The sequence below is a fragment of the Amorphus sp. MBR-141 genome, from assembly GCF_053628695.1.
Genome location: NZ_JBRJGW010000010.1, coordinates 156329 through 171216, shown reverse-complemented (window position 1 = coordinate 171216; position 14888 = coordinate 156329). Strand labels below are relative to the sequence as shown.

The following is a 14888-nucleotide window of genomic DNA, read 5'->3' as shown; positions in this document are numbered from 1 at the left end:
CGCAAGGTCGCATCGCCTGTTGCATCCTCGGCATGCTCATCCTCAATGCTCGACCAGATCGAGACGACGCTCGATCCGCTCGACGCGCCCGTCGAGACGGTCCAGCCGGCGATGAATGCCCGCGACCCCTTCCTCGACGCCGGTCACGCGGACCTTCAGATCGTGCACGTCTCCGCCGACGCGATCGAGCTTTTCGTTCATCCGCGGCAGGAGCTGAAGGATCGGGCTGTCGGGTCCGTCGGTCATTGCCACCCCCTACTCCGCCGCGACCGCAGGCCGGCGCGCGTCGGCGGCGCGGCGCTGGGCGATGCGGTCCTCGATCTCGGGGCGGAAGTGGCGGATCAGGCCCTGGATCGGCCACGCCGCGGCATCGCCGAGCGCGCAGATCGTGTGGCCTTCCACCTGCTTGGTCACTTCCAGCAGCATGTCGATCTCGGCCGGATCGGCGCGGCCCTCGACCAGGCGCTCCATCACCCGCCACATCCAGCCGGTGCCCTCGCGGCACGGCGTGCACTGGCCGCAGGACTCGTGCTTGTAGAAGTGCGCCAGCCGGGCGATCGCCTTGATGATGTCGGTGGAGCGGTCCATCACGATCACCGCCGCGGTGCCGAGGCCCGACTTCTTGTCGCGCAGCGTGTCGAAGTCCATCGGCAGGTCCTGGCATTCCGACGCCGGCAGGCACGGTACCGACGAGCCGCCGGGGATCACCGCGAGCAGGTTGTCCCAGCCGCCGCGGATGCCGCCGCAGTGCCGCTCGACCAGCTCGCGGAACGGGATGCCCATCTCCTCTTCCACCGTGCACGGCCGCTCGACGTGGCCGGAGATGCAGAACAGCTTGGTGCCGACGTTGTTGGGCTTGCCGAGGCCGGCGAACCACGACGGGCCGCGGCGCAGGATTTCCGGCGCGACCGCGATGGATTCCACGTTGTTGACCGTCGACGGGCAGCCGTACAGGCCGACGTTCGCCGGGAACGGCGGCTTCAGGCGCGGCTGGCCCTTCTTGCCTTCCAGGCTTTCCAGCAGCGCCGTTTCCTCGCCGCAGATGTAGGCGCCGGCGCCGTGGTGGACGACGATGTCGAAGTCCCAGCCGTGGACGTTGTTCTTGCCGATCAGCCGGGCCTCGTAGGCCTGGTCGACGGCGGCCTGCAGGTGCTCGCGCTCACGGATGAACTCGCCGCGCACGTAGATGAAGGCGTGATGGGCGCCCATCGACACGCCGGCCAGCAGGCAGCCTTCGACGAGGAGATGCGGGTCATGCCGCATGATCTCCCGGTCCTTGCAGGTGCCCGGCTCGGATTCGTCGGCGTTGACGACCAGGTAGTGCGGCCGGGCCGGATCGATCTCCTTCGGCATGAACGACCATTTGAGGCCGGTCGGGAAGCCGGCGCCGCCGCGCCCGCGCAGCCCCGAGGCCTTCATCTGCTCGATGATCCACTCGCGGCCGTTGTCGACGAACTCCTTGGTCCGGTGCCACTGGCCGCGTTTCTTCGCGCCTTCGAGGCCCCAGTCGTGAAAGCCGTAGAGATTGGTGAAGATGCGATCCTGATCGGCCAGCATCTCAGCTCTCCTTCTTGCTCGAGGAGCCCTTCGGCTGCGCACGCGCCTTGACCTTCGGGCTCTCGGACGGATCGGCATCCGTCTTCGTGCCGTTCCGGTCGGCGGCGTGAACCGTCTCGGACGACGGCGCCCCCTTGTCGGCGGCGGTCGCGTCGCTCGCCTTGCGCGCGGCGTCCGCTTCCGGCTCGTCGTCGTCGTTCGGGTGGCCCTTGTTCTGGTCGGCCGCCGCCGACGTCGCCGGATCCACGGAGGTGTCGGGCTCCGCATCGGTCCTGGCCGGCCTGGAGGCCGTCGCGGTCTCGTCGCGGTAGCGGCTGCCGTCGTACAGCGACGGGTCGGTCAGGCTGGTCGCGCCGGTGATCGGCTCCGACGATTTGCGGTCGCTCAGCGGCCCCGGCGCCGGCGGATTGCCCGCGGCGAAGCCGTCGATCAGCGCCTCGAAGCTCTCCGGCGTCAGGTCCTCGTAGGTGTCGGAGCCCACCTGCACCATCGGCGCGTTCACGCAGGCGCCCAGGCACTCGACCTCTTCCCAGGAGAACTTGCCGTCGCCGGACAGCTCAAACGCGTGGGCGTTGATGCGCCGCTTGCACACCGAGACGATCTCTTCCGCCCCGCGCAGCTGGCACGGCGTCGTCCCGCACACCTGGATGTGCGCGGTGGTGCCCACCGGCTTCAGCTGGAACATCGTGTAGAAGGTCGCGTTCTCGAAGACCCGGATGTACGGCATCTCGAGCATGTCGGCGACGAGCCGGATCGCCGGCTCCGGCAGCCAGCCGTGCTGCTCCTGGGCGCGCCACAGCAGCGGCACCACGGCGGATGCCTGCCGGCCCTCCGGATACTTGGCGATCGTCATCTTCGCCCAGGCGAGGTTCTCCTCGGTGAACGAGAAGCTCTCGGGCTGCACTTCAGCAAGGCGGCGGACAGCCATGACTCGACGAAAACCTCCGCGATTGCGGTCGCGCGACATGCGCGGCAAGGAACGACGGACCGCTCGATGCCCGCCCGCCAGGGACAGACCTCGAAACACGATCCTTTTCAACGTCCTGGACCGATGGTCTCATCCCTTTCGGAACGCGGCCGGTCCAGGTTCGGGCGGGACGCCCGGGTAATTCACAGGTCCGGTCAGCGATCGACTTCGCCGAACACGATGTCGAGCGAGCCCAGCACCGCCGACACGTCGGCGAGCAGATGGCCGGAGCAGACCATGTCCATCGCCTGCAGATGCGCGAAGCCGGGCGCGCGGATCTTGCAGCGATAGGGTTTGTTGGTGCCGTCGGAGACGAGGTAGACGCCGAATTCGCCCTTGGGCGCCTCGACGGCGGCATACACCTCGCCGGCCGGCACGTGATAGCCCTCGGTATAGAGCTTGAAGTGATGGATGAGCGCCTCCATCGAGCGCTTCATCTGGCCGCGGGTCGGCGGCACCACCTTGCCGTCGCGGCTGTGCACCGGGCCGGCCTCGCGGCTCAGCCGCGCGCAGCACTGCTTCATGATCTTGATCGATTCGCGCATCTCTTCCATGCGGATGAGATAGCGGTCGTAGCAGTCGCCGTTCTTGCCGATCGGGATGTCGAACTCGAGGTCCTCGTAGCACTCGTAGGGCTGCGACTTGCGCAGGTCCCACGCGGCGCCCGATCCGCGCACCATCACGCCCGACATGCCGTTGGCCCATGCCTCGTCCAGGGTGACGACGCCGATGTCGACGTTGCGCTGCTTGAAGATGCGGTTGCCGGTGAGCAACGACTCCAGGTCGTCGCAGACCTTCAGGAACGGATCGCAGAAGGCGTGGATGTCGTCCACCAGCTCCTGCGGCAGATCCTGGTGGACGCCGCCCGGGCGGACATAGGCCGCGTGCATGCGGCTGCCCGAAGCGCGCTCGTAGAAGACCATCAGCTTCTCGCGCTCCTCGAAGCCCCACAGCGGCGGGGTCAGCGCGCCGACGTCCATCGCCTGGGTCGTCACGTTGAGGATGTGCGAGAGCAGCCGGCCGATCTCGGAATAGAGCACGCGGATCAGCTGGGCCCGCATCGGCACGGTGATGCCCAGCAGCTTCTCCACCGCGAGGGCGAAGGCGTGCTCCTGGTTCATCGGCGCGACGTAGTCCAGCCGGTCGAAATACGGCACCGCCTGCAGATAGGTCTTCTGCTCGATCAGCTTCTCGGTGCCGCGATGCAGCAGGCCGATGTGCGGATCGACGCGGGTCACCACCTCGCCGTCGAGCTCCAGCACGAGACGCAGCACGCCGTGGGCCGCCGGATGCTGCGGGCCGAAGTTGATGTTGAAATTGCGGACCTCTGCCTCGGGCATTCCGTCAATTCCCCTGAAACATCGCGAAGAGCTCGGCCCCGGTCATCTTCTTCGTGTCGCCGGCCAGCGCATAGGTCGACGGCTTGGAATCGATGAACACCTCGACCGCGAGCGGCAGCTCCGTCGGCTCGTCGAAGGCGAACGCCGACACGGTGACGAACCGTCCGTCCTTGGTGCGGTAGGCGAGCGACGTCCCGCAGGTCTTGCAGAACAGCCGTTCGGCCCACTCCGACGAGTTCCAGACCCCGAGCGCGGCCTCGTCGACGACCGCGAAGTCGCCAACCTCGATGCCCATCAGCGGCCCGGCCGACCAGCGCCGGCAGGTCTCGCAATGGCAGGCGTCCATGTGGGCGCCCTTCACCGTCGCGGTGAAGCGCACCGCGCCGCACGCGCAGCCCCCTGCCCTGCTTTCCTCGGTCATCGTCATCGTCCGTCAGCTCGCCTTTTCGTCGCCGGGCAGAACGTAGTCGGTTCCTTCCCAGGGCGAGAGGAAATCGAAGTTGCGGAACTCCTGGGTCAGCTTGACCGGCTCGTAGACCACCCGCTTCAGGCCGTCGTCGTAGCGCACCTCGACGAAGCCGGTCAGCGGAAAGTCCTTGCGCAGCGGATGGCCCTCGAAGCCGTAGTCCGTCAGAATCCGGCGCAGGTCCGGATGGCCGGAGAACAGGATGCCGTAGAGGTCGTAGGCCTCGCGCTCGAACCAGTCGGCGGCGGGGAACACGTCCACCACCGAAGGCACCGGCGTCTCTTCGTCGGTCTGCGTCTTCATGCGGATGCGGGTGTTATGCTTCGGCGACAGCAGGTGGTAGACCACATCGAAGCGACGCTCGCGCGACGGCCAGTCGACGCCGCAGACGTCGATCAGGTTGATGAACAGGCAGCGCGCGTCGTCGCGCAGCATCCGCGCCACGTCCTGCACGCGCCCCGCCTCCACGTCGAGCGTCAGCTCGTCGTGCTCGATGCGCCAGCCGACCAGATCCGCACCCAGCTTCTGGGCCAGATAGTCTCCAAGTTCGCTCAGCGTCTCGTCCATGGATCCTCGCCTGCCGTCACCGCCACGAAGCGGCGGTCTGCGGCCGGGTTCAGCGTTCGATGGTGCCGGTGCGGCGGATCTTCTTCTGCAGCAGCAGCACGCCGTAGAGAAGGCCTTCCGCCGTGGGCGGGCAGCCCGGCACGTAGACGTCGACCGGGACCACCCGGTCGCAGCCGCGCACCACCGCATAGGAATAGTGATAGTAGCCGCCGCCGTTGGCGCACGAGCCCATCGAGATGACGTAGCGTGGCTCCGGCATCTGGTCGTAGACCTTGCGCAGCGCCGGCGCCATCTTGTTGGTCAGCGTGCCGGCGACGATCATCACGTCCGACTGGCGCGGGCTGGCCCGCGGCGCGAAGCCGAACCGCTCGACGTCGTAGCGCGGCATGGAGACCTGCATCATCTCCACCGCGCAGCACGCCAGGCCGAACGTCATCCACATCAGCGACCCGGTACGGGCCCACTGGATGAGGCTGTCGGTGGAGGTGACGAGAAAGCCCTTGTCGGCCAGTTCGTCGTTCACGTCCACGAAGAAGGGGTCGTTCGCTCCGACCGGGCGGCCCGTGTCCGGGTCGATCGCGCCGGTCGCGCCGTGGGCGACGAGCGGACGTTCAGCGGTGCTCAATCCCATTCCAGAGCTCCTTTTCGCCACTCGTAGATGAAGCCGATGGTCAGCACGCCGAGGAAGGCCATCACCGAGAAGAACCCGAACCAGCCCACCTCCCCGAACGACACCGCCCACGGGAACAGGAAGGCGACCTCGAGGTCGAAGATGATGAACAGGATCGACACCAGGTAGAAGCGCACGTCGAACTTCATGCGTGCGTCGTCGAACGCGTTGAAGCCGCATTCGTAGGCCGACATCTTCTCCGGGTCGGGATTCTTGTAGGCGACCAGGAACGGCGACGCGAGCAGCGCCAGACCGATGATCGCCGCCACGCCGATGAACACGACGATCGGCACGTATTCCCTCAGGAGATCGTCCATGCTCGCAAGCCTCCTCAGACCGCTTCGGTCGCGGTCCCGGCACGCGGGGCCGCATTCGAGACGACTGGCGGCGGGGCCGCCGGCGGGAGCCCGGATCCCGCGGGCCATGCGGCGCCGCGCCCTGCTCCAGCCTCTCGTCTTTCTCCCGAAGCGTCGGCCACTCGGGCCATCAGCTCTCGAAATTCAACTATGGCACCGACCCGGTGCGTCAACGGCGGATCCGCCATCGCATCGCAGCATCGCCGCCGCTGGCAGGCTTAGCGGAGGCCTCTTGTTTAGACAAGGTCAAACGCATCCAGATCGGTGGAGATGGGCGGCGCAGGCCGGAGGACCGGCGGAATGCCAGGCTTTCCGGCCCGTTCACGACCCTAATATATTCAGATCGATGACGTTTTGTAGGTTAGGGACGATTCGACGCGCCGCCGTCCGGGTCCCGGCTGGCGCCGTCGCACCGGGGGACGCCGCAGGCCTCCTCCGGTCGCAACGACCGCGGCGCCAACGCGCATCGCGCCCCCACCCCGGCAGGGGTGGCGTTCGCGGATCGAACGGAGCGACACGGGATTTTTGCGAAACGTGGGATCCATTCCCGGGAAAAGGGGAATGGCGGGAGTGACGGGGCTCGAACCCGCGACCTCCGGCGTGACAGGCCGGCACTCTAACCAACTGAGCTACACCCCCGTGGCGGCGAACGAGCCGTCCGCGCCAAGGTGTCAGGGAGATACGATCCGCCCGGTCGGGTGTCAAGCGGCTGTCGCCTCGGAATTGGGGATGGAGCGTCGCGAATTTTGCTTAGCCGGAACGGCTGGCCCCGCCCGGTGCCGCTCCGCGGCCCGCCCGACGAGGAATGTTGAAAGCGCGGCCGGCTTCCAATAAGCAGATGGCGCCCGCGGGCGGCCCGCCCGAAACCACCGGCGCGGTCCGGGTTGGCGGGCCGGACGGGCGGTTAGCTCAGCTGGTTAGAGCACCTGGTTTACACCCAGGGGGTCGGGGGTTCGAATCCCTCACCGCCCACCAACGCCCGACCGAGGGGGCGCCCGAAGCCATTCAATCATCCCGCCTGCCTCCAGCCGTCCGTTCGGCCGCACCCGTCGCAGCGCGGACCGGCCGCGACCGGCCCGCGAACAATCCAGCCGGCAAACAGTTGCGTACACGGTGCGATGAGACGGATGGATACGTGATGATGCCTCGCTACTTTTTCGACACGCATGACGGGAGCTGGGAGGCGACCGACGAAAACGGGCAGTGCTTCAGCGGGCTCGAGGCGGCGCGCGTCGAGGCGGTGCGGGCGTTGCGCGACATGGCCTGGGACGAGCTGGAACGCAGCGATGTCAGCGCGATGACCGTCCGGGTGCGCGACGAGGACGGCCAGGCGGTGTTCGTCGCCACCCTGTCACTGACCGCGGAGGCCGCGGGCACGGCGCGCTAGCGCCCCTCCCGAGCAGACGGCCCCACCTGACCGATTGGAACGAGCCGGACTCAGTGCCTTGAGTCCGTCCCCTTCGTCCGGATCGCCGCGATCCGTGCGGGAAACGCGCCAGGAGCCCGATCCGGACCCTGCGCCGCCGGCCTGCACACCGCCCCTTGGGCCCTTGCACGGCCCCCGGCCTTCCCCGCGCGCCCCACGCTTCCCCCGACATTCGCTCCCGCAGCTGATTCGCCCGGCCGCCCCGCCCGGCGCGGCGCATGCCGCCTGGCCATCGCCGAACGGGTTCGCACGGCGCCGTTGCCACGCTGCAAGATGACACTTTTATCAACTTCAGATGGCGCGTGGACGGGCGTATATCTGTCGGGCTCGCCCCGGTCGGACCGGCGGCAGCCAGCAACGGTCTCGCCTGTTCGCTTTCTTTCCCCCCGCCCCCAAGCTTGACGGAGAATGGTCATGGACAGCGTTGAAACACCGGACGGCGTGCGCATTTTCTTCAAGGACTGGGGCCCCCGCGACGGGCAGCCGATCGTGTTCAGCCACGGCTGGCCGCTGTCGGCGGACGACTGGGACCCGCAGATGCTGTTCTTCCTCAACGAAGGCTTCCGGGTGGTCGCCCACGACCGCCGCGGCCACGGCCGGTCGACGCAGGTGGCGGACGGCCACGACATGGACCACTACGCCGACGATCTGGCCGCGGTCACCGCGGCGCTCGACCTGAAGGAGGCCGTGCACGTCGGCCATTCGACGGGCGGCGGCGAGGTCGTCCGCTACATCGCCCGCCACGGCGACGGCCGGGTCGCCCGGGCCGTGCTGGTGAGCGCGGTGCCGCCGCTGATGATGCAGACCGAGGCCAACCCGGGCGGGCTGCCGAAGTCGGTCTTCGACGGCTTCCAGGAGCAGGTCGCCACCAACCGCGCCCAGTTCTACTACGACGTCCCGGCCGGGCCCTTCTACGGCTACAACCGGCCCGGCGCCGAGCCGGCCCAGGGCGTCATCTGGAACTGGTGGCGCCAGGGCATGGGCGGCGGCGCCAAGGCCCACTACGACGGGATCGTCGCCTTCTCCCAGACCGACTTCACCGAGGACCTGAAGAAGATCCAGGTTCCCGTGCTGGTCATGCACGGCGACGACGATCAGATCGTCCCGTATGCCGATTCCGGGCCGCTCTCCGCGGCGCTGCTGCCGAACGGCACGCTGAAGACCTACGCCGGCTTCCCGCACGGCATGCCGACCACCCACGCCGCAACCATCAACGCCGACATTCTGGCCTTCATCCGGGGCTGACGCCGCCGGCTGCGGGGATCGCCTTCGACGGTCAATGCAGATCAGGTCCTCGAACCACCCTTTCGTTCCGATCGCTTCGATCGGAGCGGGGCATGTTCTAGGTCCCGCCCGGCTCCGGTCCGGCAAACGCCGCGGCGATCCGCTCGATGAGCGCGCGGACCCGCCGCGGCTGCACGGCGGCGTGCGGATAGACGATCTGCAGGGTCGGGACCCCGACGGAAAAGCCCTCCAGCAGGGCGATCAGCGTCCCCTCCTCGAGATCCTGTCCGATGTCGTGGATCGCCTTCAGCGCGATCCCCCGCCCCTCCTTGCACCATTGGCGCACCAGCCCGCCGTCGTTGACGATCCGCCGGCCCGACACCGCGATCCGCTCCACACGCCCGTCGATCAGGAAGGCCCACTCCCGGTCGACGGTCTGCCCGAAGCGCATGAGGATACAGTCGTGGTCCCGCAGATCGCGGGGATGGGCCGGCGCGCCATGGTCGCGCAGATAGGACGGCGCCGCGCACACGATCCGCCGGTTGTCGCCGAGCGGCCGCGCGCGGAGCGTGCTGTCCGCCGGCACGCCGTGGCGGATCGCGAAGTCCATGCCCTGGCCGACGATGTCGACGAAGCCGTCGGTCAGGTTGAGATCCACCTGCACGGCGGGATGGTCGGCCAGGAACGCATCGATGATCGGGGCGATGCGGCGGCGACCCAGATCCTCCGCCGCGCTCAGCCGGATGGGTCCGGAAATCTGCTCGGACCCGAGCCGGAGGCGGCCTTCCAGCTCTTCCGCCTCGGCCAGAAGCCGGCGCGCGCCCTCCACCAGCAGCCGCCCCTCGTCGGTGAGACTGATGGCACGGGTGGTGCGGGTCAGCAGTGCCACGCCGTAGTGGCGCTCGAGCGCCGCCAGCCGCTCGGACACCGACGCCGGCGACAGGCCGACCTCCCGTCCGGCAACGGCGAGACCGCCCTTCTCCACGATGCGCAGGAAGAGCGCGAGGTTGTCCAGCAGCATTCTTCGCCTCTTCCGAATTATCCTTTTGGATTTGGCCTGATTATCAAATCAGGCCGCAAGGCGTAAGTGCCGGAGCAGGTTCCGGCGGGGTCGCGACATCCCAATGGCCGGGGATCTGTCCGCCGCGCTGGATGCGGACCCGGTCCGCCCACCCGGCGCCCTCCTCTTCCTCAAGGCCCCGGCGCCGCCGGCCGCTCCGGAGACACGCCATGACCGCCACCGCCCACCCCGCCGACACCTCATCCGACGCCGGCGCGCCCGCCCGCTGGGCGCTGCTCGCCCTCGCCATCGGCGCCTTCGCCATCGGCACCACCGAATTCTCCCCGATGGGCCTGCTGCCGATCATCGCCGAGGGCGTGCACGTCTCGATCCCCCAGGCCGGCCTGTTGATCAGCGCCTATGCCATCGGCGTCATGATCGGCGCCCCGATCATGACGATCGCCTTCAGCCGCTTCGGCAAGCGCACCGCGCTGATGCTGCTGATGGGCATCTTCACCGTCGGCAACGTGATGTCGGCGCTGGCGCCCGACTACGGAATGCTGCTGCTGGCGCGTCTCGTCACCAGCCTCAACCACGGCGCCTTCTTCGGCCTCGGCTCCATCGTCGCGGCCGGCCTGGTGGCGAAGGAGAAGCGGGCGGGCGCGGTGGCGGCCATGTTCATGGGGCTGACCATCGCCAACATCGGCGGCGTGCCCGCCGCCAGCTGGATCGGCCAGCAGATCGGCTGGCGCGCGGCCTTCGCCGGCACAGCGGTGCTCGGGCTGGTGGCCATCTCTGCCCTGGCGATGGCGCTGCCGAAGAGCCGTCCCGGCCCCCGTCCGGAGCTGCGCCGCGAGATCGGCGTCCTCACCCGGCCCAACGTGCTGCTCGCCATGGCGACGACGGTCATGGGCTCCGCCGCCATGTTCACCCTCTACACATACGTCGCCGCCGCGCTCGATGCGTTGACCGGCGCCTCGGGCGGGTTCGTCACGTTCGCCTTGGTGCTGATCGGCGTCGGCTTCACCGTCGGCAACTGGTTCGGCGGCCGCCTGTCCGCCTGGTCGCTGGACGGCGCCACGGCGGTGTTCCTCGCGGCCCTTGCGACCATCATGCTGGGACTGCCGGTGCTGCTCGTCAGCCACGTCGGCGCCGCCGTCGGCCTGCTGGTCTGGGGAGCGGCCGCCTTCGCCATCGTATCGCCCATCCAGACCCGGGTGATGCTCGCCGCCGAGGATGCCCCCGCCCTCGCCTCGTCGATCAATGTCGGCGCCTTCAATCTCGGCAACGCCATCGGGGCCGCGGTGGGCGGCGCGGTCATCGCCGCCGGACTGGGCTACCAGATGGTCCCGGTGGCGGGCGCCGTCCTGGCGCTCCTCAGCCTGCTGCTGGTGTGGGCCAGCCGCCGCAGCAACCGGATGCTGGCCGCTCGCCTCCCTGCCGCCGTCGGGTGCCGCTGATCCGGCGCCGTCTCTGAAACTCAGGAGCGGAATGGCGCGGCAAGCCGGCGCCCAGCCTTCCTCATCCCGCCCCAAACGAAAGAACCGGCGCAGGCAGGCCCGCGCCGGTTCCTTGGAGCTGTTGGCGATCGGATGATCCCATCCGGTCGGAGAGGGCCGAACCACGCACGGATCGGAGGCGGCTCTCGAACGATCGCCCTGATGCTGGCGGTACGGCACTCTGTCTTGTCGGAAACCCGCCCTGCCTGGGGGGTAGAGGCGGCAGGGCACAGGTCAGGCGAAACTTCTCGGCCGAACGCGGATCGGGGCGGCGTCGCAAGCGGTTCGCCTCGCCGGATCCATCGCGCCCCACTCCCGCAAACCGATGCGAGAGTGGGCCGGTCGAAGGCGCCGCAACCCGTTATGGGCTGCCTGCGCCGGCAAGGCATTTTCCGGCCACGTGAGACACCTGGTCCACGGAAAATGGCTCGCGGTCACGCTCGAAAGGCCGTCGGTGTGGCTGGATCTGCCGGACCGATTCCCGCCCGGGTCGAGCCGACCCGAACGACGGAATGGCCCGCTCGATCAATCCCGAAGCCGTTTCTGCTCGGACAAGAGTCCTGATCGGAAAGGGCTCCCGGACCCGCACACGGACGTGCTTCGGGTGATCAGCTGTTGACGATTTCCTTGAGGGGCTTGCCGGCCCGGAACTTCGGAACGTTGGCGGCCGGAATCTGGATGGTGTTGCCGGTGCGGGGATCGCGCCCCTCGGAGGCGGCACGCTTGGTCACGGCGAACACGCCGAAGCCGACGATCCGGACCTCGTCACCCTTCTTCAGGGCCTCGGAGATGGTCTCGAACATCGCGTCGACGGCCTTCTGGGCGTCCTGCTTGTTCAGGTCGGCCTTCGCGGCAACCTCGGCGACCAAATCGTTTTTCTTCATATCGTTCCCTTTCCTGAATGACAGCCACGCTCGTGCAACCGACCCAGCCGTCCATCCTTGGTGCGGCGAATCACGAACGAGCGCAACCGTATTCTCCCCATTTTTCCCGGAAATCCGACATTCAGAGGGCCATCTGGCTCAAAAAAAGCCCGCGGGAAACCCGCGGGCTGACTTGTCTGGGGACGAATCATCTGATCGCGGAAAACTGGAGCTTTTCCAGTCTTGCGGATCGGGCCTGGCGGGGGGTTCTGCATCCCCCGCCAGGGAGCCTGCTGTGGCAGCCGGTCCAGCGCGACCTGGAGCCTTTTCCGATCAGGTGGAGACACCTGATCGATAAGAAATGGCTCCACAATCAAACCCTTGAGCCATTCCTTTTCGTTCAGATCGTTTCGATCTGAACGGGAAATGCTCTAGTGGGCGCGCATCGTGGCGCTGTCGTCGTCGGCGACGGCGACCGCATCCTTGAGATGCGCCTTCTCGTCCCACTCGATCGGCTCGGGAATGCGCACCAGAGCCCGGGCCAGCACCTCGTCCATGCGCGAGACCGGCACGATCTCCAGCCGGTTCTTCACCGAGTCCGGAATGTCGGCGAGGTCCTTGGCGTTCTCTTCCGGGATCAGCACCGTCTTGATGCCGCCGCGCAGAGCCGCCAGGAGCTTCTCCTTCAGTCCGCCGATGGGCAGGACCCTGCCCCGCAGCGTGATCTCGCCGGTCATGGCCAGATCCCTGCGCACCGCGATGCCCGTCATCACCGAGACAACCGCCGTCGCCATCGCGATGCCGGCCGAGGGGCCGTCCTTCGGGGTTGCCCCCTCCGGCACGTGGACGTGGATGTCCCGCTTGTCGAACAGCGGCGGCTCGATGCCGAAATCGACGGCCCGGGAGCGGACGTAGGACGCCGCCGCGGAGATCGATTCCTTCATCACCTCGCGCAGGTTGCCGGTCACCGTCATCTTGCCCTTGCCGGGCATCATGACGCCTTCGATGGTCAGAAGCTCACCACCGACCTCCGTCCAGGCCAGCCCGGTGGCGACGCCCACGGCATCCTCAAGCTCGGCCTCGCCGTAGCGGTAGCGCGGCACGCCGAGATAATCCTCGAGAACCGCATCGGTGATCTTGACGCTGGTCTTCTCGCCGTTGGCGAGCACCAGCTCCTTGACCGCCTTGCGGGCCAGCTTCGCCAGCTCACGCTCGAGGCTGCGGACGCCCGCCTCCCGAGTGTAACGGCGAACCATCGTGCGGATGGCTTCCTCTTCGACCTCGAACTCGCCTTCCTTCAGCCCATGGTCCCGACGGGACTTGGACATCAGGTGACGCTTGGCGATCTCGATCTTCTCGTCCTCGGTGTAGCCGGCGATCCGGATGATCTCCATCCGGTCCATCAGCGGCCCGGGGATGTTGAGCGTGTTCGCCGTGGTGATGAACATCACGTCCGACAGGTCGTACTCGACCTCCAGATAGTGGTCCATGAACGACGAGTTCTGCTCAGGATCCAGCACCTCCAGCAGCGCCGACGACGGGTCGCCGCGGAAGTCCATGCCCATCTTGTCGATCTCGTCGAGCAGGAAGAGCGGGTTGGACTTCTTCGCCTTCTTCATCGACTGGATGACCTTGCCGGGCATCGAACCGATGTAGGTGCGCCGGTGGCCGCGGATCTCCGATTCGTCGCGCACGCCGCCCAGCGACATGCGCACGAACTCGCGTCCGGTCGCCTTGGCGATCGACTTGCCGAGCGACGTCTTGCCGACGCCCGGAGGGCCGACCAGGCAGAGGATCGGGCCCTTCAGCTTGTTGGCCCGGCTCTGCACGGCCAGGTACTCGATGATCCGCTCCTTGACCTTCTCCAGGCCATAGTGATCGGTCTCCAGCACCTCTTCGGCGTGCTTGAGGTCGTGCTTGACGCGCGAGCGCTGCTTCCACGGCAGGCCGACGATCCAGTCGAGGTAGTTGCGGATCACCGTCGCCTCGGCCGACATCGGGCTCATCTGCTTGAGCTTCTTCAGCTCGGCAGTGGCCTTCTCGCGGGCCTCCTTCGACAGCTTGGTCTTCTGGATGCGCTCGTCGAGCTCGGCAAGTTCGTCCTTGCCGTCCTCGCCCTCGCCCAGTTCCTTCTGGATCGCGCGCATCTGCTCGTTCAGATAGTACTCGCGCTGGGTCTTCTCCATCTGGCGCTTGACGCGCGAGCGGATCCGCTTCTCGACCTGCAGGACCGAGATCTCGCTCTCCATCACGCCGAGCACCTTCTCCAGGCGCTCGCTGACGGAGGCGATCCCCAGGATCTCCTGCTTCTCGGGGATCTTCACCGCGAGATGCGAGGCGACCGTGTCGGCCAGCTTGGCGTAGTCCTCGATCTGGGACACCGCGCCGATCACCTCGGGCGACACCTTCTTGTTCAGCTTGACGTAGTTCTCGAACTCGCTGATCACCGAGCGGGCGAGCGCCTGGGCCTCGATCTCGTCGGGGATCGTCTCCTCGATGGCCTCGGCCTCGGCCTCGAAGAAGGCCTCGTTGTCGGTGAAGCGGAGGATCTTCGCGCGCGCCGAGCCCTCGACCAGCACCTTCACGGTGCCGTCGGGAAGCTTCAGGAGCTGAAGCACCGTCGCCAGCGTGCCCACGTCGAAGATGGACTCCGGATCGGGATCGTCGTCCCCGGCTTCCTTCTGGGTGGCGAGCAGGATCTGGCTGTCCGACCGCATCACCTCTTCGAGCGCCCGGATGGATTTCTCCCGGCCCACGAAGAGCGGCACGATCATGTGCGGGAACACGACGATGTCGCGGAGCGGCAGGACCGGATAGGCCGTGTCCTCCAGGGTTCCCTGTTCCTCAATGCTGCTCATGCATCCGTCCTTTCAAGCGAGCGCCGCGCACGGAAACGGGGCAGCGGATTTCCGCCGAACCGACGCTCTGTCATCTCTGCGTTGATCGAACGCCA

Annotated in this window: 14 protein-coding genes and 2 tRNA genes; 4 read left to right on the top strand and 12 right to left on the bottom strand. The window is 67.6% G+C overall.

The genetic code is table 11. The annotated features are described in order from the left end of the window. Nucleotides 1-42 precede the first annotated feature (42 nt). From ACSSVZ_RS15260 to ACSSVZ_RS15220, 9 genes are all read right to left on the bottom strand, one after another. Nucleotides 43-246 carry a hypothetical protein gene (locus ACSSVZ_RS15260; RefSeq protein WP_453971348.1) on the bottom strand — a complete coding sequence of 68 codons (204 nt, stop codon included), beginning with the start codon at nucleotides 244-246 and terminating at the stop codon, nucleotides 43-45. A gap of 9 nt (nucleotides 247-255) precedes the next feature. Then, nucleotides 256-1557, bottom strand: a complete 1302-nt coding sequence (gene nuoF, locus ACSSVZ_RS15255; RefSeq protein WP_453971346.1) for an NADH-quinone oxidoreductase subunit NuoF — start codon at nucleotides 1555-1557, stop codon at nucleotides 256-258. A gap of 1 nt (nucleotide 1558) precedes the next feature. Further along, nucleotides 1559-2485 (bottom strand): NADH-quinone oxidoreductase subunit NuoE, encoded by a 927-nt coding sequence (gene nuoE, locus ACSSVZ_RS15250; protein ID WP_453971344.1) that lies wholly within the window; start codon nucleotides 2483-2485, stop codon nucleotides 1559-1561. Between the two features lie 194 nt (nucleotides 2486-2679). Continuing rightward, the gene (locus ACSSVZ_RS15245) at nucleotides 2680-3864 is read right to left on the bottom strand and encodes an NADH-quinone oxidoreductase subunit D (protein WP_453971342.1); all 1185 of its coding nucleotides are present in this window, start codon (nucleotides 3862-3864) and stop codon (nucleotides 2680-2682) included. A 4-nt stretch (nucleotides 3865-3868) separates the two neighbouring features. Then, a complete protein-coding gene (locus tag ACSSVZ_RS15240) occupies nucleotides 3869-4291 on the bottom strand; it encodes a GFA family protein (RefSeq protein ID WP_453971340.1) in 423 nt (140 codons plus the stop codon). Between the two features lie 6 nt (nucleotides 4292-4297). After that, a complete protein-coding gene (locus ACSSVZ_RS15235) occupies nucleotides 4298-4897 on the bottom strand; it encodes an NADH-quinone oxidoreductase subunit C (RefSeq protein WP_453971338.1) in 600 nt (199 codons plus the stop codon). A gap of 49 nt (nucleotides 4898-4946) precedes the next feature. Then, complete coding sequence (locus tag ACSSVZ_RS15230; RefSeq protein WP_453971337.1) at nucleotides 4947-5528, bottom strand: NuoB/complex I 20 kDa subunit family protein; 582 nt, start codon at nucleotides 5526-5528, stop codon at nucleotides 4947-4949. Continuing rightward, complete coding sequence (locus ACSSVZ_RS15225; RefSeq protein ID WP_453971335.1) at nucleotides 5519-5884, bottom strand: NADH-quinone oxidoreductase subunit A; 366 nt, start codon at nucleotides 5882-5884, stop codon at nucleotides 5519-5521. The genes ACSSVZ_RS15230 and ACSSVZ_RS15225 overlap by 10 nt, the downstream gene beginning before the upstream one ends. A gap of 601 nt (nucleotides 5885-6485) precedes the next feature. Further along, nucleotides 6486-6562 (bottom strand) — tRNA-Asp (locus ACSSVZ_RS15220). A 259-nt stretch (nucleotides 6563-6821) separates the two neighbouring features. On the opposite strand from ACSSVZ_RS15220, the gene ACSSVZ_RS15215 reads away from it, so the two are divergent. The 3 genes from ACSSVZ_RS15215 (at nucleotide 6822) to ACSSVZ_RS15205 (ending at nucleotide 8594) form a co-directional block, all read left to right on the top strand. Then, nucleotides 6822-6898 (top strand) — tRNA-Val (locus ACSSVZ_RS15215). 166 nt (nucleotides 6899-7064) lie between these two features. Further along, complete coding sequence (locus tag ACSSVZ_RS15210) at nucleotides 7065-7310, top strand: DUF6894 family protein (protein ID WP_453971333.1); 246 nt, start codon at nucleotides 7065-7067, stop codon at nucleotides 7308-7310. Nucleotides 7311-7763: 453 nt separating this feature from the next. Then, complete coding sequence (locus ACSSVZ_RS15205; RefSeq protein WP_453971331.1) at nucleotides 7764-8594, top strand: alpha/beta fold hydrolase; 831 nt, start codon at nucleotides 7764-7766, stop codon at nucleotides 8592-8594. A gap of 97 nt (nucleotides 8595-8691) precedes the next feature. Here the strand turns inward: ACSSVZ_RS15205 and ACSSVZ_RS15200 are convergent, their stop codons facing one another. Beyond that, on the bottom strand, nucleotides 8692-9594 hold the full coding sequence (locus tag ACSSVZ_RS15200; RefSeq protein ID WP_453971329.1) for a LysR substrate-binding domain-containing protein: 903 nt from the start codon (nucleotides 9592-9594) through the stop codon (nucleotides 8692-8694). A gap of 209 nt (nucleotides 9595-9803) precedes the next feature. Here ACSSVZ_RS15200 and ACSSVZ_RS15195 point away from each other — a divergent pair, with 209 nt between their 5' ends. Then, nucleotides 9804-11033 carry an MFS transporter gene (locus ACSSVZ_RS15195; protein WP_453971328.1) on the top strand — a complete coding sequence of 410 codons (1230 nt, stop codon included), beginning with the start codon at nucleotides 9804-9806 and terminating at the stop codon, nucleotides 11031-11033. 647 nt (nucleotides 11034-11680) lie between these two features. Here ACSSVZ_RS15195 and ACSSVZ_RS15190 read toward each other — a convergent pair. Together ACSSVZ_RS15190 and lon are read right to left on the bottom strand one after the other, a co-directional pair. Beyond that, nucleotides 11681-11980, bottom strand: coding sequence for an HU family DNA-binding protein (locus tag ACSSVZ_RS15190; protein ID WP_453971416.1), 300 nt, complete (start codon nucleotides 11978-11980; stop codon nucleotides 11681-11683). A 386-nt stretch (nucleotides 11981-12366) separates the two neighbouring features. After that, complete coding sequence (gene lon / locus ACSSVZ_RS15185) at nucleotides 12367-14793, bottom strand: endopeptidase La (RefSeq protein ID WP_453971326.1); 2427 nt, start codon at nucleotides 14791-14793, stop codon at nucleotides 12367-12369. Between the last annotated feature and the right edge of the window lie 95 nt (nucleotides 14794-14888).